The 20305-nt window shown below is 56.7% G+C and carries 9 protein-coding genes; 3 read left to right on the top strand and 6 right to left on the bottom strand.

Features of this window, described 5'->3' with window-relative positions:
- Positions 1 to 84: 84 nt before the first annotated feature.
- From B9Z50_RS12500 to B9Z50_RS12475, 6 genes are all read right to left on the bottom strand, one after another.
- A complete protein-coding gene (locus B9Z50_RS12500; protein ID WP_108364829.1) occupies positions 85 to 3195 on the bottom strand; it encodes a type I restriction endonuclease subunit R in 3111 nt (1036 codons plus the stop codon).
- Positions 3192 to 4493 (bottom strand): restriction endonuclease subunit S, encoded by a 1302-nt coding sequence (locus tag B9Z50_RS12495; RefSeq protein WP_108364827.1) that lies wholly within the window; start codon positions 4491 to 4493, stop codon positions 3192 to 3194. The genes B9Z50_RS12500 and B9Z50_RS12495 overlap by 4 nt, the downstream gene beginning before the upstream one ends.
- The gene (locus B9Z50_RS12490) at positions 4483 to 6054 is read right to left on the bottom strand and encodes a class I SAM-dependent DNA methyltransferase (protein WP_108364825.1); all 1572 of its coding nucleotides are present in this window, start codon (positions 6052 to 6054) and stop codon (positions 4483 to 4485) included. Before B9Z50_RS12490 ends, B9Z50_RS12495 begins: the two co-directional genes overlap by 11 nt.
- 37 nt (positions 6055 to 6091) lie before the next feature.
- A complete protein-coding gene (locus tag B9Z50_RS12485; RefSeq protein WP_108364823.1) occupies positions 6092 to 7885 on the bottom strand; it encodes an N-6 DNA methylase in 1794 nt (597 codons plus the stop codon).
- Positions 7886 to 7893: 8 nt separating this feature from the next.
- On the bottom strand, positions 7894 to 8205 hold the full coding sequence (locus B9Z50_RS17475) for a hypothetical protein (RefSeq protein ID WP_146183207.1): 312 nt from the start codon (positions 8203 to 8205) through the stop codon (positions 7894 to 7896).
- Between the two features lie 219 nt (positions 8206 to 8424).
- Positions 8425 to 9009: a SprT-like domain-containing protein gene (locus B9Z50_RS12475; protein ID WP_108364819.1), complete on the bottom strand. Its 585-nt coding sequence runs from the start codon at positions 9007 to 9009 to the stop codon at positions 8425 to 8427.
- Between the two features lie 294 nt (positions 9010 to 9303).
- Here B9Z50_RS12475 and B9Z50_RS17470 point away from each other — a divergent pair, with 294 nt between their 5' ends.
- The 3 genes from B9Z50_RS17470 to B9Z50_RS12465 all read left to right on the top strand — a co-directional run bounded on the left by B9Z50_RS17470 (position 9304) and on the right by B9Z50_RS12465 (position 20238).
- Complete coding sequence (locus tag B9Z50_RS17470; protein ID WP_146183206.1) at positions 9304 to 9918, top strand: hypothetical protein; 615 nt, start codon at positions 9304 to 9306, stop codon at positions 9916 to 9918.
- 124 nt (positions 9919 to 10042) lie between these two features.
- Positions 10043 to 17599 carry a sacsin N-terminal ATP-binding-like domain-containing protein gene (locus B9Z50_RS12470; protein WP_108364817.1) on the top strand — a complete coding sequence of 2519 codons (7557 nt, stop codon included), beginning with the start codon at positions 10043 to 10045 and terminating at the stop codon, positions 17597 to 17599.
- Positions 17596 to 20238, top strand: coding sequence for a DEAD/DEAH box helicase (locus tag B9Z50_RS12465; RefSeq protein WP_199221734.1), 2643 nt, complete (start codon positions 17596 to 17598; stop codon positions 20236 to 20238). Before B9Z50_RS12470 ends, B9Z50_RS12465 begins: the two co-directional genes overlap by 4 nt.
- Positions 20239 to 20305: the final 67 nt, after the last annotated feature.

Raw genomic sequence — 20305 nt, 5'->3', positions numbered from 1 at the left:
CCGTTTACACAAAATTTAGGACATCCTCCTTTTGCTAGGTTGATTTTTTCGAATGTTGTGTATGTGTTCATGTCATGATCCTTTTCACTGAGTCCAGTCCTCACCCAAACTCTGCGCCTGCTCCAAGACCAACTGCACGGCGGCGTCTTCCAAATCGGGTGGGTATTTGTATTTGCGCAAAATCCGCTTGACCATCAAACGCAGCTGCGCCCGCACGCTTTCGCGTTCTGACCAATCGGTTTTGAGGTTGGCCCGCAAACTGGTGGTCAGTTCCTGGGCGATCTTTTTCAGGATTTCGTCCTGCAGCAACCGCACGGCCGACTCGTTGTTGGCCAGCGCGTCGTAAAACTTCACCTCGTCGTCGTGCAGGCCCAGCTGCTCGCCCCGGTTGGCGGCTTCGCGGAACTTCTTGGCCATGGCGATCAGCTCTTCCATGACCTGCGCGGTTTCGATGCTGCGGTTTTGGTAGCGGAGGATCACGTCGGCCAGCATGTCGCTGAACTTGCGGTCTTGCACCACGTTGCTGGCAAAGCGGCTCTTGATCTCGCCCTGCAGCAGCCGCTCCAAAAGCTCCACCGCCAGGTTCTTCTCGGGCAGGTTTTGCACCTGCGCCAAAAACGCCTCGTCCAGCAAACCTATGTTGGGCTTGTCCAGGCCCACCGACTGAAAGATGTCCACCACCTCGCCCGACACCACGGCCGAATTGATGATCTGGCGAATGGCCAGGTCACGCTCTTCGTTGCTCTTTCGCTGCGCACTGGCGTCGCGCTTGGTCAGGATCACCTTGACCGCCTGCATGAAGGCGACTTCGTCGCGGTGCGCCTTGGCCTCGGGCAAGGTACAACACAGGCTGAACGCGTGGCTCATGGCCAGCGCGTGGTCGGCAAAACGTTTCTTGCCGTCGCGCTCTTTGTCTGACTTGATGCCCAGCACATGGTTGGCCGCACCTGCCAGCACCCGGTGCCCGCCCGTCAAAAAGTCCGAATAGTCGAAGCCGTGCAGCATGGACTGCAGCACGTCGAGCTTTTCCAGCATCACGGCCAGCGCCTCGCGGGCATCCACCGTGGGCTTGCCTCGGCCCTTGCTGGCGGTGTACTCCTTCATGGCGGCTTTGAGGTCTTCGCCAATGCCGATGTAGTCGACCACCAAGCCGCCTTGTTTGTCTTTGAAAACGCGGTTAACCCGTGCAATGGCCTGCATCAGGTTATGGCCCTTCATGGGCTTGTCCACATACAGGGTGTGCACGCACGGCGCATCAAAACCCGTGAGCCACATGTCGCGCACGATCACCAGCTTGAGCGGGTCTTGCGGGTCTTTGAAACGCTTTTCCAAACGCTTTTTGACCAGGCCGCTGTGGATGTGTGGGCGCAGCAAAGGCTTGTCACTCGCACTGCCTGTCATCACGATCTTGATCGCGCCCTGCTCCGGGTCGTCGTGGTGCCAGTCGGGGCGAAGCTTGACGATCTCGTTGTAGAGGTGCGCACAAATTTCGCGGCTCATGGCCACCACCATGGCTTTGCCGTCTTGCGCGTTGTTGCGCTCTTCAAAGTGCGCTATCAGGTCGGCCGCCACGCTGGCAATCCGCGGCTCGGCCCCTACGACTTTTTCCAAAGCGGCCCACTGGCTCTTGAGCTTGGCCTGTGTGCCCTCTTCCTCGTCCTCGGCCAGCTCGTCCACCTCGGCGTCCAGGTGCGTGATGTCGGCCTCGTTCAGGCTCAGCTTGGCCAGGCGGCTCTCGTAATAAATGGCCACAGTCGCGCCGTCTTCTTGCGCCTGCTGCATGTCGTAGACATGGATGTAGTCGCCAAACACGGCCCGCGTGTCGCGGTCGGTGCTGCTCACGGGCGTGCCGGTGAAGGCCACAAAGGTGGCATTAGGCAGCGCATCGCGCAGGTGTTGGGCGTAGCCGACTTGGTACGTTTCGTGGCCCGGTTTGCCTTTGAGCTTGGCCTCAAACCCATACTGCGTGCGGTGCGCCTCGTCGACGATCACGACAATGTTGCGCCGTTGGCTGAGCATCGGAAATATGTCTTCATCCTCGCCCGGCATGAACTTCTGAATGGTGGCGAAGATGATGCCGCCCGAAGGCCGGTTGGCCAGTAGCTCGCGCAGCTCCTGGCGCGTGCGGGCTTGCTGGGGTTGCTCGCGCAGCAAATCCTGGCTCAGGCTGAACACTCCCATCAGCTGGCCGTCCAGGTCGTTACGGTCGGTGATGACCACGATGGTCGGGTTTTCCAGCCGAGGCTCTTGCATCACGCGGGCGGCAAAGCAGGTCATGGTGATGCTCTTGCCGCTGCCCTGCGTGTGCCACACCACGCCGCCTTTGCCGCGCCAGATGTCGTCGAGCGTGCTGGCCGCGTGCACCACTTGTTCTACCGCTGCACGTACGGCATGAAACTGGTGATAGCCCGCCACCTTTTTGACCAGCTTGCCGTCGTCCTCGAACAGCACAAAAAAGCGCAGGTAGTCCAGCAAAAACGCAGGGGCCATAACGCCGCGTACCATGGTTTCCAATTCTTGGAACTTGCCCAGCGGGTCCAGCGCCACACCATCAATCGTGCGCCACTGCATGAAGCGCTCGGCCGTGGCTGACAGCGAACCCATGCGGGCCTCGGTGCCATCGGCAATCACCAACAATCCGTTGTAGGTGAAGACATCAGCTATCTGCTCTTTGTAGGTCTGAATCTGGTCAAACGCCTTCCAGATATCGGCATTCAGATCGGCCGGGTTCTTCAGCTCAATGAGCACAAGCGGCAAACCGTTGATGAACAAAATGATGTCGGGCCTGCGTGTGTGGCGTGGCCCCTTGATGGTGAACTGCTGCACCGCTAGCCACTCGTTGCGGGCAGTGTCTTGCCAATCGACCAGGCGCACAAAGTCACCCCGCGTCTCCCCATCCTTTTGGTACTGCACGGGCACACCCGTGACCAAGACCCGGTGAAACGCCCGGTTGCCCGACAACAAAGCAGGCTGCCCCATGTCGAGCACTTGCCGAAAAGCGTCCTCGCGGGCGGCGGCAGGCACGGCAGGGTTGAGCCGGTCAATGGCTGCACGCAAACAGGGCACCAAAACCACATCGCGGCTGCTGACCCGCACCAGGCGCGGGTCCAGATCCGGTTCGCGGGCGTTGAGCGTTGTGTAACCGACCGAGGTCAGCCAGCCGAGGGCTTCTTGTTCGAGTTGGTCTTCGGTCATGAAAGCGCCTCTTCGGCTTCTGAGATGCTGAGCTGGCCTGAGATTAGGCGGGGGAGTAAGTTGTCTCGAATCTCCACTAGTGCCCTAATTTTCTGCTCGTTAATTTCGATACTTCCATCAAGTGCTTTTGAAATTTCATCGAATGCAATCAATGCACCTTGACTGGGAACAACAACAGGTAATGACTCAAAGTCTTTTTTGTTGATTGAACCAAATACAGTGCCCTCTGAATCAAAATTCTTGAAATGGGTGCCTAAGTTTTTCATCGCATAGAAGGTGTAACCAATGCAACCACTTAGATGCCGAACAGCAGCAACACCACGCCCGATGCTGCAGCGCTCAATCGCCATATTGACATCCCCAACTGGTGCCCGAACGCTAACCAATGCATCGCCTACCTCTGCCAATCTAGTGGGGGCATTGCAATAAATTCTTTTCATTGGGAAGCGGAAACCAAAGTCAGTTCTTCCCTGGTAAAAAGGTAATCCGTCTTCACTTTGGTTGTAAGTATCTCCAGGTGGGGACTGCCCCATGATTAACTCGAACGACTTACCCAGATTTGAAAATCGCCATCCCTTCGGCACAGCCCCCAACTCCGACTCTTCAAAGCTGTCTGGGAACAGGGCTGCGGTGGCTTCGTCCATGCCCTCGGGGGCGAGGCCTTGCATCTTGGCTTGGACGGGGTCGAAGTCCACGAACCAGGACTTGAACAGGGCTTGGGCGATGGCCTCGAGGGTGGTGTTGGTTTCGCGCAGGAGGGTGATGCGATCATCCATGCTACCCAGCATCGCTGCGATTTCATGCTGAACAGATATAGGCGGCAGATTAATCGGGACCGCTGAAAGAATTCCTGTATTCAGATTGGGCATCGTTGCACCCACAGCGTGCCGTACTAACCAGTCCTTGGTATCAGGCAAGCGCAAGAAGTGTGAAATGAATTTCGCGTTTGCAATGCGCTCAGTTCCCAAGCGTACCTTCAAGCAACCAGTGCCACAAAACCATCCAACCTCATGCTCACGAATCAAAGCATTTTTCGTCACGTCGCCACGACGGCTAAACACAATATCGTTCAGCATTAGTTTGTGCTGTGAGAGTCGATCAACGTCTGATTGGTCAATTCGCGCGATGCCATCCTCAGAGATGCCACCATCACCAATGTTTGTTGGCATTACAACTGGAATGCCTATTTCTTTGTAGTCGGATGTATGCAGCTGACTACCGAAAGGGCCTGTTTGAATTGCGCCGCCTTGCTCAGTGCAAATTTCACCAAGGGTTGTGAGCTGCCACTCAGAATTCATACCCCAGCCCCCCCAGCTTCTTCCGAATCAGCGCGTCCAGCTCTGCGCCTTTGGCCATTTGCTCGCCCAGCTTGGCGGTGAGCGTTTGCATCTTGTCGGCAAAGGCTTCGTCGTCGTCTTCCACCTCTTCGGCCCCCACGTAGCGGCCGGGGGTGAGCACATGGCCGTGTTGGGCGATTTCGGCCAGGGGCACGCTGCGGCAAAAGCCTGCAATGTCTTGGTAAACGGGGAGTGGATTGCTTCGTTCCTCGCAATGACTGGATTCACGCCACGCGGCCACGGTTTGGCTGATGCGCTCGATCACTTCGTCGGTCAGCTCGCTTTGCACACGGCTGATCATGGTGGCTTGTTTGCGGGCGTCGATGAACAGCACTTCGCCCTTGCGCTTTTTCTGTTTGGCCAAGAACCACAAGCACGCAGGGATTTGCGTGTTGAAGAACAGTTGTCCGGGCAAGGCCACCATCACTTCCACCACGTCGGCATCGACCATGGCAGCGCGGATTTGGCCTTCGCTGTTTTGGCTGCTGCTCATGCTGCCGTTGGCCAGCACAATGCCCGCCCTGCCCGTGGGCTTGAGGTGGTGCAGGATGTGTTGCAACCAGGCGTAGTTAGCGTTGCCTTGCGGGGGCGTGCCGTATTCCCAGCGGGCGTCACCGTCCAGGCTGGCGTGCCACCAGTCGCTGATGTTGAAAGGCGGGTTGGCCAGCACATAGTCGGCCCGCAGGTCGGGGTGTTGGTTGCGGGTGAAGGTGTCGGCGGGTTCTTTGCCTAGGTTGTAGTCCATGCCCCGAATGACGAGGTTCATGGCCGCCAAGCGCCAGGTGGTGGGGTTGGCCTCTTGGCCGTAGATGGACACATCACCCAGCTTGCCGCCGTGGTCTTCGATGAACTTTTCTGACTGAACGAACATGCCGCTCGATCCGCAGCAGGGGTCGTAAATCTGGCCCTTGCTGGGCGAGAGCACGGCCACCAGTGTTTTGACGATGCTGGCCGGCGTGTAGAACTGCCCTCCCCGCTTGCCCTCGGCGCTGGCAAACATGCCCAAGAAGTATTCGTACACCTGACCCAAGATGTCGCGGGCCTTCGACGGGTCGTCACCAAAGCCGATGGTGGAGATCAGGTTGACCAACTCACCCAGCTTGCCGTCGGGCAATTGGGCGCGGGCAAATCGTTTGTCGAGGATACCTTTGAGCTTGGGGTTGTCGGCTTCGATCAGGCTCAGCGCATCGTCGATGCGTTTGCCAATGTCAGGCTGGGGCGCGGCAGCGCGTAGGGCTTCCCAGCGGGCACCTTCGGGCACCCAAAACACGTTTTCGCTGGTGTAGTAGTCGCGGTCTTCCAGCTCGGCGGCGATGTCCTCGTCGGCGGCATCGCCATAAAACAGCTCGTCGGCAGGGTCGCGCAAGCGCAGTTTCAGTTCAGCCTGGCGGGCCACGAAGGCGTCGGAAATGTATTTGACGAAGATGAGGCCGAGCACCAAGTGCTTGTATTCTGCGGCGTCCATGTTGGCGCGCAGTTTGTCGGCCGATGCCCAGAGGGTCTTTTTGATGTCGTCGATCATTTTTATGGGTTGTTGCTTTGTATTTTTTGATTCGGCTTCATGCCATTTTGACAAACCAGCGGGACTCTGAAATTGACCCCATATCTTGAGCGAGACTTTCGATTTGAGCCTCAAGTGAACAGAGCTTTTCAAAATCTCCATGAACAGAAGCAATTTCGTCCGCTGTAGGAATGGGTATCCGAACTGAGTTCAGCAGACTCTGAACGCTGATGTGAGGCATTGCGGCACCCACTTGAAGAGACTTGATCTGTTCCTGGCCTTCAGCTGAGCGGAGGTACATCAACAGATAGTGGGGCGTCATACTTGTCGATTGACTGCTTCGGTCAAAGCGAAGCGCAATGCAACTGCTTGAGACAACAGCACGAATCGCCTTAACGCCGTATGAAGAAGACACCAAGCGCGCATAACCCAAACTGCCTTTTACAGACACGAGGATGTCATCAAGGCGAAGGAAAACATCGTTTTTTTCACCTGGCTTGACGTTGATCGTTTTAGGCTCATGTGGATAGGCGTCACCGATCGCCGACCACTTCGCATCACGCAGTTGCGGGATTCCCAGTTCCAGAACACGGAGAGGGTCCGAACCTTTATAGGGAGTTGTTGGGCGCACTGCTGTACAGATATCACCCAGCAGGATGGTGTTCCCACCGTTAAACATGGCCCTACCCAACAACCGCTGAGGGAGAAGGACGTACTCAGCATCCCTGATTTCTTCAACACTGATCATGCGGCTGATTTTGTTTTCGCCGTCGAAGCCGATGGTCATCTTGCGGCCGATATCGACGAGATCCAAGAGACTCAAATTCCGCTCGTCCCCTTCCTTTGCGAGGTTGGTCATTCGAATAGCTGCGCCTTGCTTAGAGGCATCAAAACACGCGATAGCCGTGGCTATATTTGAGAATGAAAAAACACCACCAGGCAGCGTTGTAATTGACTCAAGAGAAGGCGAGACGCTATTGATCAGCTCCTGGCGGAGACGCTTTTCCTGCCCTGCTGAGAAAAGCCATGTGTGGGATGTCAGGACGATCAGGCGACGACGGGCACGTTGTAAAAGCTCCGATACAGCCCACGCCTCAGAACGGTCGTATGAACCCGTATCCGTTGATTGCCACTGCTGCCAACTGGGTGAGCTTGAGTGACCGCCAGTTGGCGGAACAGCCAATACAAAGTCAGCTGAAACGGTAGGACGCCCGTTTCCATCGCGCGGTACTTCTGACGTGATGCGCTCATCACTGACACCAGCTGTTTCGATGCAGAACAAAAGTTCAGCGGTCAGGCTTGTGTTGCCAGTAATTGAGGCGGTGTTGACATGAAAGCCGCGTCGATAAGCCGAAATGGCAATTTGACCACCCGCATCAAATGGAACCCAAACCGAGCCCTGTTCACCCCGAAGCATGTCCAACATAAGTTCGACGACAGGCTGCGCCATGAAAAATTCCCCGGAATGGGATGTCTTTCGGTCGGCTGCGCTGATGTAAGGCAAAACATCCCACGCGCTGTTTGGTGCATCCCTTAATTCGAGTGAAAGTTTCTCTATCGTTTCGAAGGCTTTGACGGCTGCTTCTGATGCCATCCTGTTGGAAGTGCTGAATAAGTTCGTCAGCAACTTGATGGCGCTTGAAGGCAAGCCGGAATTTTTAGCCGCCGACCAGTCAGACTGCTTGAGGAGATCGTCCAATGCGATTCCCAGACGCTGATTCGAGGCGAGTTTCGCGAGTGCGATGCACGCTAGTAACTGCTCAGACCCGTAAGGCGAATAAGCCGCACTCTGTCGCAGTACATCGTCCAGACGATGCATGGCCTGGTACATCGGTGAGTATTTGAGAAGCATGAAGATCCTTATTGGTAGCGATGGCCCACGGTGATTACCGTGTCGTCAGTGGTACTTACAACGGCATACATGCCAGCGAGGGCTGCAATTTGTGCCGACTGACCGACTGTTGCGCAAAGCCGCTCCATCGCACTACAGGTCATGAGGTGACGAACCGCCCCCATGCCATCGTGTTCTTTCACGCCGAAGGCAAGAATCAAAGAAATGCAGTCGCTGGAGATGCCTCGTTGCTGGATTCGTTTTGCGGCATGTTGAGAGGCCTTACTTTTCAGGATGCGTGAATGACGAGCCGATTGGAATGTGCAGTTGGTGTGTGCCATTGATCACTTTCTGTGTGTTGATGCGTCAATCATACACGGAAATTTAAAAGTAGCAACAAGATTTTTAAAATATAAGAAAGTTTTTTACTGAAGATGCAAGGCATAAAAGTGAATGTATTTGTCCTATTTTTTTACACTCCTAACATCAAAGAGGATTTTTAAAATGAGATGCTAGCCGAGGCGAAAACACACAGCGTTCCAAATTGCCCTGAATGAAAGTCAATCCTCCCAAGGGCCAACCTGCTCCATCACTGTTTTGTGCTGAGGGCACAACGGCGGCCCAAAGGTCAGGAACTTTTTGTACATGGGCACCTCAAAGCCACAGCTTTTGCAACGTGCACGGGGACGTGGGGCGGAGATCTTTCGGACATGGTGGACCTTCAATTGCCCATGCGGATAGGAACCCAATGCGTCAGCAATTTTGATCAATTGCTCCTTGAGTGCCTTGCCTGCACTGGCACTGCGCATTGCCCCCTCTAGGCCCACACTCAGCGCGATTTTTTTGAACTCTTTGCCATGTTTGTGCTCGCAATTGTCCACAGCATGGACCAGCTCGTGAACCAGTGTGTCCAGAACCTGGACAGGGTCACCAAGGGCTGGGGAAATGAAGATTTGATTTCTTTCATTGGTGCTGCTGCCGCGGGACCAGCACTGCCCGATGTGGTGACTGCGTGTTCCGGTGCTGGCAAATCCGCAAGAGACTTGGACGTCGTCCGGAACAAGGTAGCGTTTTGCTGCAAAGATTGGTTTGAGCAGTTGAACAGCTGCAAGCAGCCACGCCTCGCGGTTTGTGTAGGCAGACATGGTGGTCCTCAAAGTTATCAACCCACCATGGTGAAACCCTAAAGGCTCACGCTAAGAGCCTCCAAAACTGTTCAAAAAACCAGGGGCGTGGACTTTTTCTATTCCTCCAGCCTTTAAACCCTAGGCCCGTCCAAATGCCTGCATTGTCCTGGTTGCACAACTTTGGCTAATGCCAACCGACTGGTCTCAGAAGGCTCATACGGTGAGCTTGTCATACATGACAATACAAGAATGACTGGACCACCCACCGCGCGGTCCCTCCACATGAATCGAGTGAAGACACGAAGGCGGCAAATGGCGAAAATCAAGGGCGTAATGTTGCCACCACTCCATGCTCATAGCTACTGTCGCCACATGGCGAACCACACTTTCCTTGCCAAGGTGAATTCGGGAGCCAAGACAGCGGACCCTAGACTTGAACTCACACAACTTGTCGAAGGTAGGATTCGCCAGGAGTTGAATCTACTCTTATCGCCAACGCATTTACGAGTCCTACGGTGGGAAGCGATAGATCAGCGTAATCGTTTAGTTGTTCGATTTAGAGAGCTTGATGGCGTTTTTGAGACCGCCAACGGAATCACGGTACTTCTAGAAGTTAAAGCGAGCGCAAGTAAAGGAAGCTTGAAGACCGGTTTAGAGCAACTTCAATCCTCTTTGAAAACAGCTACCCATGCTCATCCGAACACTATTGGGCTTCTCGTCGTGGCTGATCTAGGCGAGAAGTATGACATGTTTGGCCAAGCTGCATCACAACCATTGGCAGAATACTTTTCGGGAATGGGAATCTACTTATTGGACTGGCCACCTTGTTTACCTGCCGGCAAGACTTCGGGCATATGCGTCTCGTTAATCCCTGGCTCGCTCCTGGGCGAATGGCTCCCTTCGAAATCAGAGGGAGATTTCGAATGAGGACACCAACACCTAACTTTGCTGCGGCTGGCGTGTCTCGCTTGTCAAAATCGGACATAGTCATTTTTTCGTCCGTTTGGAATGGAACTATTCGAAATCAAGGGCTTATCGAAGGAATTAAAAAGTGACAGGATTCACTACCGACTACGTCAATCAGATAGCAATCAATTTACGTGATCGCTACAAGAGCGGATTCCCGATCCTGAAGGAACTGGTGCAGAACGCCGATGACGCTGGCGCAAAGTCCCTTGCGTTTGGCTTTCACGCTGGCCATGCCGAGACTGCTCAACACATGCTGCTCAAGGGCCCTGCTCTTTGGGTGCTCAATGATGGAAGGTTCAAGGAAAGCGATCGCCGCGCAATTCGCTCGTTTGGACTGAACGCCAAGGCGGGTGACTCAGGAGCGATCGGAAAGTTCGGTCTCGGCATGAAGAGCGTCTTCCACCTCTGTGAGAGCTTCTTCTACCTGGCAAGTCATGGGGGTGAACTCAGTCATGATTTTCTGAACCCTTGGCGTGCTGAAGACTATGACTGCGCTGAGATGCATCAGCAGTGGGAGACCGTAACAGACCAAGATTTAGGCTGCTTAGAGGCGGTTGCTCGAGCACAGCCCGAGGCATCCAGCGGTCAAGATTGGTTCCTGTTGTGGGTTCCTCTGCGTCAGCAGTCGCATGTTCCTCGCTCAGACGAACGACCCATGGCTGCAATCATCGAACGCTATCCTGGTGATAACCCCGCAGAAGACCTTGACTTCTTCTCAGACCCCCGCACCGATCAACGCATCGGGGGACTATTGCCCCTTCTGAGAAATCTGAAAAAAGTAAGGTTTGCCGGGGCTGACATGCGTGAACCGTTCACGGTAAAGCTGGAATCGCATCCTTCGGATCAACGGCTGGATCACGAGACTGACGACGTTCAGATATCTGGCACTGTCAGGGATGATCGCCCGCGCTCTGAGCACATGCACTTTCTGGTTCGTCAACGCGTTCCAGGTGCGGCTCAGCCTTTCGGGACGCTGCGTGCGGCTAAGAGCTGGCCGACGTCAATGGTCATCACGGAAGCTGGGACACGCGAGCCGAGACCCGACAAGGCGGTCGCCGAAGCAGCCGTGATGTTTTCTCATGCAGACAAACGTGCTGGTCGACTGTCCCTGCAGTGGGCCGTTTTCCTTCCGGCCGAGGAGCAGCGCTTCAGCTACGAAGCCTGGATACAAGGATCTTCCCGGGAGTATCGAATCGTTCTGCACGGTCAATTCTTCGTTGATGCCGGTCGTCGTGGTATCGCCGACATGGACGCTTTGGACAATCGGTGTGAAGTCTTGCCAGAAAGCCCATCTCAGCACGTAGTGTTGAAGCAATGGAACCAGTCATTAGCGCAGCAGGCCGTGCTGCCAGAGTTCCTCCCGGCACTCTCGGAATACGTCAAGTCAGCTGGACTGAAAGATGACGACATAGCTGCGTTGACCCGCGCCATAGTGGAGTGCGCTGCGGCGGGCGATGCGGGATCACGCATCGCATTTTATCCGTCGTTTCAGCAATTCATATGCAAGCGCTTTGCATGGATTCGGCGGCTGACGAAGTCAGGGTCGCGATGGGAGCTCGTGGAGCCGGCCATTGAACCGGTTTTGCCATTACCGACTCCTCCACTACACGATCCAGAGAGGCCGTGGCGAGTGATGCCAAGCTTGGCAATTTTGAATGGATATGCGTTTGCAGATGTCGCGGCCCCTAGTCTCACGATCGGCCACAGTACCTGGGAGCCGAGTCTTCTGATTCATGCATTTCAGGGCATTGATACGCAATTACTGAAAAGTGGGACAGACCTAGAATATCTAGCGAATTTTTTGGAGATGGAGGCTGCGCGTTACATCCGTACTGGCGAAATCCAAGATGCATTGGTCGCACTCTTGAGAAGGTGCCTACAGGCGGTCCGTTTAGTCGACGTCCGCCAGCACAGGAAAATTTTCAAACGCATCGTTCAACTGTTATCGCCAGACCGAATATTTACATTTGGTCCACAGGATCATGCAGCCAAAGGGGCGTTGCCTGAGGCACTCTATCGGACCCTCTTGAGCGCTTCGACCAGCGCGCTGCCAGTACCTGGCGATCTGGGTCCAGAAGGCGTGACAACAATCACAAGCGATGCAGACCTCGGTGCCTGGTTGGAGGCCATAACGCGGCACGACTTGAGTGAATCCCACTCAGGTGGCGTTACCAAGGCTCAGCTACTTGATGTTTCAGAGCGCGTCATTCGAGCAGCTGGAGACGAGACTAGGCAGATATCGCTGCTGCGCCAGTGCAGCCGCCACAAGGTGCTTCGTGCCTACAAAGGTGCGGATGGCGATATCGAGGTCGTATCACTGGCCGAATTGACCGAGTCCCATGGCCGAGGGCGGGTCTTCAAGGTTTCAGATCCCAATCGGCCTTTGGGATTCGTCCAGAAGCTGGCTCGCGCCCTCCCCGAGTTCCGAGTGTTCGTGGTTCGCCCGTTCGTCGCGTCTTATGTGGATGGGGTGCGGGAGGATGGCCTTGGCAGGATACCCAGCTCTGAAGATCCCGAGGCAGTGTTGCGTGCAGCGGGTGCACAGGCGACGCCGCCGCTGCTTGGCGACAACTTGCAGCGTGCCGACCTCCTCACGATGGTCGCAACCGCGAAACTCGACGATCCAATCGTCGTCCGAGGCGTTCGATACCTGCTGCACGGATCGCCGGACCACTATCTTGGTAGCGATGTGCTGTGGAAGGATCCGGTTGGTCAGAAGTCACCTTGGGTCAGGCTATGGCGAATGGTCGATGAGGCGCCGTGGCGAGTGCTGGCCGATAACCTGTGTAGTTCCATACCGGATAAGTGTGCACAGCCACTCAACGTCAAAGCTGTTGATGAGACCTCCGTGCTGAATCGTCTTCGCGTGTGCAACGATTTCAGCCGGGTCGACGCGGCTGAATTCACTTCCGAGGAGATCGATCTGCTGCTCGGCCGGGTGGTGGAGGAGCACGCTTGGATGCGCCTGCCGCTTCACAGGGACTTCAGCGGTCACCGCGGTGCCGTGCAGTTTGAATGTTTCTTAGGCCGAGACCCTGAGCTCCCTGATGGCCTGAGTATTGGCGTTCGGTTCGTAGAACCATCCGACGATGATGACCATAAGCGGCAGCAGAAGCGATTCCTGCGGACCTGGGACGCGACGACCGCCGCGTCAGCCGTCTTGAGAGCAGCGAGCCCTGTTCAGTATTGGCGCTACCTGATGGACCTGTTGGGCGCAAATCGAACTCTTGCTGATCGACTGCCGCAGGCCTGGAGTGAAACGGCATGGTTGCCGCTGGAAACCGGTGAAGCAATTGCATTGAACAGTGTCATCCGTATCAGCAATCTCGACGCTGAAATCAGAGGCCTTGCACGCCGATGTGACTATGCATACGCCGGCCCGGACGACCTGTCCGCCGAGCTCCGGGCTCACCCCGCCTTCCCGGCACTGCTAACTCAAGTAAGCAGCGGGGAAGAAGCGTTACCGGTTCTGGGGCAGTTGATGTCTGAGGCCGGCCTTTCGATAGGTCGGGCAGCACGTACCGGCTATCGTGATTTGCAGCAATACATGTCCACCTTGGTCTCCATCGACCTGCTGCCCGCATGGAGAATTCTTGAGCGGGCGACGGTCGCAACCTCGATCGATTCGGTCGAGAAGCATCTGGTTCCCGAGGTCGCAAAACAGCTGTCTGCAGATATATGCCGGCGAACTTTGACCCAAATTCCCGAGCTGGGACTGAGTGCGCCCGTGCGCGAGGTCTTCGGCATTTACTTGAGCGAGTGGCGCGCCAGCGCTTCCGAGCCAGAGCTCCGCAAGTCGCTTTCGGAACTCCGGTTGCTAAGCAAGGCCGGAACATGGGTGTCCGCCGCAGACCTCGTGGCTGGCGTGCATGGCGTGATGCCTGAGCTTGTCGTGAACGACAAACAGTTCGAATCCTTGGACGGAATCGCTGTTGACAACCGTTCGACGCCAACGCTCGAGCCGGCTGACTTGCCGGGTGAAGTGGGCGGCGCTGCTCAGGAACAACTGCAGCAGTCGCTAGAGGAGTACTTCGAGCCTTTGGTGTCCAGCAGTGTCAAGCCTGCTGCGGGTGCCGTCATAGGTCTTTTCGGAGAGCGGGTCGCCTCTCTCGCGAAGAGTTGGCTCGACCCAATCGCATACGAGGACTATCTCGCCAAACTTGGTTGGCGAGACCCGGGCCAAGAGGATGGCTTTGACCGGCGGGTCAAGTGGATGGGTAACAAGACGCTGGCGCAGGCGCTCAGTACGCTGACCATTCGTATTGCCGTTTTGAGCGGCAACCACGTGAGCGCGAAGTCATTGACTGGCGCCGCAGTTCAGGTTCGGATAGCACCTGTAGATGAGCTCCAGACCTTGTTCGTCATGACGGACCGCTGGCAGGGTTTCACCTGCCGGGTGCATTTGCGCCCTGCGACCACGCTCATGGACAAAGATCCCCAGCAGCAGCGAGACATCCTGATGCGGACGGGAGAATCACTGCTCAAGGATCTCTACAACCAGCAGCACGCCAACCTCTCCGAGCTTTTTGCCCTTGCCGACGAGGCGGACCAGGTTACGCTTGACGTGGCTCGCGGCCTGATACTGGAAGGGCTTCCCCAGTCCTTGCGTTCATTGCCCGGTATCGGAAAGAACAAGACGCTGGCGAAGGCGTTGGCGAGCCTGGACGAAGCCAGACGCGGTGCGGCCAGCGCCAAGCGGGCGGGCCGGAGCAGTGCTGGCGCAGCAGCAAGTCTGGAAAGTGCCCTCGCAGACCTTGCCGCGCTGGTCGAATCCGATGAGGAAGTGCAGGGCGCTGTGCTGGCTGGCATCAAGGCTCGGGTCACGCACAACCAGTACGAAGTAGCCAGCATCCCGTTCGAGGTCTTTCAGAATGCCGATGACGCCGTCATCGAGATGCAGCATCTGCAGAAGGCCGACGGCCGCCTAGAGTTCGACGCGGAGGCCATAGGCCGCTTCGTCATGCAGTCGTCGGACCGGATGATCCGCTTCGCCCACTGGGGTCGCCCTATCAATTACGCTGGTCGTTTGGCCAGCTACAAGGCAGAGTTCGCGAACGATCTCGAACGCATGTTGATGCTGGGAGCGTCGGCGAAGGACGAAGACGAGGGAGTCACCGGAAAGTTCGGACTTGGATTCAAGAGCGTGCTGCTCGCATCGAGTACACCTCGTGTCTGGAGCGGTGATCTGTGCTTTGACGTGGTGGCAGGATGCCTTCCGCGCAAATGGAAGGCGAGTCCAGCAACTAAACAGTTCCAGCAAGCGGTGCAGACACCCAGTCAGCGCGCGCTGCGTGGAACGCTGATCGAATTGCCGCTCGATGCTCGGGGTGCTGCTTCTGAGGTGACGGAGCGTTTCGCCGGACTTGCTGGGCTTCTGCCGGTCTTCGCTCGGAAGCTTCGTTGTGTCGTGGTGGGTGAGGAGCCTCACACCTGGCAACCCCGAATCGTTCGGCTGGGCAGCGGCAGGCAGATCGAGACCGGATCTGTGGCGCTTCCCGTCGACGGCGGGCGCGTCCACTCCGGGATCCTTGTATTCAGAGCCCCTTCGGGCAGTGTCGTTCTTCGTATTGGACCAGGCGGCATCGAGGAATTCGACCGCAAAGCCCAACCTGCTGTTCCAGCCACCTGGGTGACAGCGCCGACCCGCGGAACAGCCGCCCGTGGCGTTCTGTTGAACGCGGCCTTTCAGATCGACACAGGACGCGCGACGCTGGCGCTGGGAAAGTCTGCCACACTCATCAACACGACCCTGACGAAGACACTCGCGGACGAAGTCTCGCCGGTCCTGATTGACTTGCAAACCGAGTCGGAATCGAGCTGGCCTGTCCTGGCCTCCGCGATGAGATGCTCCCAGTCGGTGTCGCCGGCCAGCTTTTGGTACGGTCTGTGGGAGAAGCTTCTTGGAGAGCCACCAGAGCAAGATTCAGCGATGGACGTGCGGCTGCTCGACACCTTCGCCTGCAGCGTTGTCCGCAACGTCGTGGAACGGACGGGTCGGATTCCAAACGGACTGAAAGGGGACGATGCGGCCTTGGCCGATGTCAAAAGTCTGTGCTTGTCGGTCAATCTAACTTACCTGGCGAACGTCGCCCCTGAGTTGCTCCGGTGGGAGCTATTCGTCGACAAGTTCCCCGTTGAAGGATGGTGCGCCGAACAGGTTCGTGGGTGGCTGCAGCGCAGCGGTTTGGCAGAGGAAGAGCGCATTCCTGCTCTCGGTTTGGCTCAGGTCGTGGGGGCTTTAGATTGCGGTCAATTGCCACCGGCAGAGGTAGCCAACCTAGCCGAGGTCATTCGTGTCTGGCCGAGCAATCTTGGCGAGCCCTACAGGTGGCGCGCAGAGATGGCTTCGCTTTCGCTGCGCTCCCGTGCCGGCACATGGGTTGCCGCAAAGTCGTTGATTCGAGGGCATGGTCCAGAGGACCAACTTCTGAGCAGATTTGCGCCGGACAAGGCTGTTCTGCACCGCGACTACGTGGCTGATTGCCCGGCATTTCGTTTCGTCGAGCAATACCTGCCCGTGTGGAGCGATGACCCATCCATGCTCGCGGGCTGGTGTATATCCGCCACTGGAGACGACCCGCAATGCGCGGCCGCCACATGGCTGGCTCGCAATATTTACGGGCCAGTCATTCAACTCCTGCGAGCGCGTAGTCACCTGGGCGGATGGCTGTTCGCGTTGAAAGAGGATTCACTTGCCTTGGGTGGGTTGTCGACAGAGGAGCGCCGACTGCTGCTGACCAAACTCGGGCTGGCGGCAACCGACGAAGAGGACTTTCCGGACCTGTCGCCGAGTCTCGACCTAACCTCGATTCATGGCTGGTGGTCTGATAACAGCAAAAAGTGGCTGGCCGAGTTCGACCGCAAATTTTGGCCAGCGAGCGTCGATCGAAGCGCACTCAAAGAGGCAGAGCCTTACGATAGAACCGCTTGGATGACGCTGTTCAGCATGGGCTTGTTCCGCCGCTACGGTCGCGTTACGGATCAACAGCATCGTGGCTTCATCGATTTTCTGGGCAGCAAGGGCTGGTGGCAGACGATCTGCGAAGTGCATCCCGACGTCGGCGCTGAGGCTTGGATGGATATTCTTCGGGCCTACGGCGAGGGTCAGCAGACCGACACCCTCTTCGAGCTGTGGATGGACAGCTTTCCGAGGCTGTATCGGATCGCCCGATGGCTCGATACCTACGTTCATCTGTTTCAGACGCTGGATCGCCGCGACTCGAAGTTAGCCAAATTTTTGCTTTCGCCAGCGTCGGACCCCAGCCTAAGTGGCTCAGGTATCGAGGCGCCCACCTTGAGCGGCATGCTTCGGCTGGGTCAGCACCTGGTCATTCGTGAATTGCTTCGTCTCGAAATCCTGTCCTCGGATGTTGCGCGCGAGCTTGCCTTTGCTCCAAGAAGTGCGGTGCTCGAGCTGATGGCTCGACTTGGGCACACCGATCTCAGGTCCAGCGGCGACATCTACCGTGTCCTGGTGTCCGAGCTAGGCGAGGAGGCGGCATGTTTCTCGGGGGCGTATGACATTCCGCTTCAACTCATAACGACCAACGAGGCGGCGCGCCGAGAAGCTGAGCGATGGGCAGAGCACGGATCGTTCATGGAGTCCGACGAAACGTTAGAGCAGAAGGAGCAACTGTGACGACCAACGGCAAGACCTACCAGGCGAATGCCTTGGTGCTTCACGCTCGGCACGGACAAGGCACCGTGCTTCTCACGGATGGAGACACGACCGTCGTACGATTTGCTCACGGCATCGAGCAGGTCTTCACGAAAGAGCTGACGCCTGTCGCCTCTGTATCCGAGGCGCTGAAAAAAGGGCAGCTGGCGCCTTCGCTTGAAGTAGCTGCGCGAGTGCAGGCCGAGGTGATCACATCGGTAAATGCGGCTTGGGGCGTGTTCACGAGGTCGCGTATTTCGCTGCTTCCACATCAGCTTTGGGTTTGCCACCGTGCACTACGTTCCTGGCCGATGCGTCTGCTAATCGCTGACGATGTCGGCATGGGAAAGACAATCGAAGCCGGTCTGCTGCTCTGGCCCTTGCTTGCCAGCAGGAAGGTCCAGCGGGTGTTGATCTTTTGCCCGGCCAAGCTGGTTGGGCAGTGGCAGATGCGACTGAAGCGGATGTTCGACATCCGGGCGGCGACGTATCACACGGATCTGGACACAGATCGAACCGACTTCTGGGGCATTCACCAGATCGTCGTAGCTTCAATGCCGACCCTGCGCGCGGACCGAAACGGCCGGCACGACCGCTTGCTTGATGCGCCTGTTTGGGACATGGTGGTCATCGATGAGGCCCATCACCTCAACGCTGACGAGGAAACCGGAAAGACACTCGGCTTCGAGCTGGTTGAAAAGCTGAACAGGGCTGGCAAGGTGACCTCCTGCGTGCTTTTCACGGGCACGCCTCATCGAGGGAAAAACTTTGGGTTCTGGTCGCTGATGAGTCTGCTCGATGCCGACGTATTCGGCCCCAAGAAGAACGAAGGCGGCATGCTCCAGGCCCTTCCGAGATTCCTTATCCGAAACGCCAAACAGAAGGCAACTGACATGAAGGGTCAGCGGCTGTTCAAGCCAGTGGTCCAGCACCCCGAGACATTCACCTACTCGCCACCAGAAGAGACCTTTTATGAGCTGATGTCCGAGTTCATCCTAGCTGGCAAGGCATACGCGACGTCCCTCAGTCGAACTGAGGGAGGGCAAGTGATGCTTGTGCTCATTGCGCTTCAGAAGCTCGCTTCGAGTTCCATTGCGGCGGTTGTCGCCGCGCTGCAGACGCGGATCAAACGTCTCGGGACGGAGGCCGCAAAGTCGAAGTCGGAACTTGCAGCCATTGATGAAGGTGACGGGGACGAGGCCCAACAGGCCTTGCAGCGCTGGCTGCGGGATGAAAAGCAGGCTCGACTTCGCCTGATGGAAGATGAGGGTCGATACCTTTCAGACCTCATTGCCGCTGCGGATCAGGTGACTTCAGAGACACGCATCGTCCGAATCATCGAGGTCATCAAGCAACGGTTTGGCAATGAGCCCGTGTTGCTCTTCACCGAGTACAAGCGGACCCAGGCGCTTGTCATCAGTGCCTTGATGGCGGAGTTTGGCCAGGGCGCGGTGGGATTCATGAATGGGGACGACCGCCTAGAGGGCATCAGGCTGCCAGACGGTCGCCTAACCCAGTTGGCGGGACGCCGTGAAGACATGTGCGATGCCTTCAATGCCGGTCGCATTCGATTCCTTGTATCGACGGAGGCTGGCGGCGAGGGCATCGACTTGCAGGAGCGGTGCAGTGCATTGATCCACGTCGACTTGCCCTGGAACCCCATGCGACTGCACCAACGTGTCGGCCGACTCAACCGCTACGGGCAGCAGCGCCCAGTTCAAGTGGTGTCCCTCAGGAACCCGGACACGGTCGAGGCCATGATCTGGCAGAAGCTTGAGCAAAAGCTCAACAGCATCATGCGTGCGCTCGGGTCTGCGATGGACGAGCCTGAGGATCTGATGCAGCTCGTTTTGGGTATGAGTGGCGAAGGCTTGTTCGACGACCTCTTCTCCGGTGCGATCAGCGTCAAGCGTGAGAAGCTGGACGCATGGTTTGACAACACTACTGGAACGCTTGGTGGCGAATCGGCTATACAGACCGTTCGCGACCTCATAGGCCATGCGGAGAGCTTCGACCTATCGGATCTGAAGGACGTACCACCAGTTGATCTGCCAGACCTCATGCCGTTCTTCCAGAATGTTCTGACCCTGAACCGCCGCCGGCCGAAGGTGGAAGGTGCCGCGCTGTCATTCAGAACTCCGGAGGACTGGCTCACCAGCCACGCCATTCGCAAGTCCTACGACAACCTGGTCTTCGATCGGAAGGCACCTAGTCAGGCGGACTTGATGGGCATAGGGCATCCGCTACTTGAGAAGGCATTGAATCAGGCTAAGCGTTTCGCTGGGACAGTTTGTGCCGTCGATGGCCTTGACGATCCGATAATGGTGGTCGACGTGTCGAGCAGAGTGACCGATGTGGCGACACAGTCGCGGCGAGCAATCGTTGGAATCACCGGCGCTGAAGGCGTTCACAGATTACTTCGTGATTGGGAGGTGCTTCTATCGCTGAGCCTCTGCAATCTGAAAGCAGACCCCCCGGATGGAACATTTGATGCTGAAGTAATCGCTAACTGGAGAGACTCAGCAATGTCAGCGCTTGGTAACTTACTGGATACCGTTGATCTAGAAATCGAAACTAGGGTATTGAAAGAGTCAGCCTTGTTCTGGCCAACAGCCAAATGAATATCTTTATGTTCCATACAACGGGCTTTGGGAATGCCTACCAATATGGTGAAACCTCAGAACCTCA

It is taken from the genome of Limnohabitans sp. Bal53 (genome assembly GCF_003063355.1).
Taxonomy (GTDB): domain Bacteria; phylum Pseudomonadota; class Gammaproteobacteria; order Burkholderiales; family Burkholderiaceae_C; genus Limnohabitans_A.
This window is presented reverse-complemented; position numbering and strand designations above follow the sequence as displayed.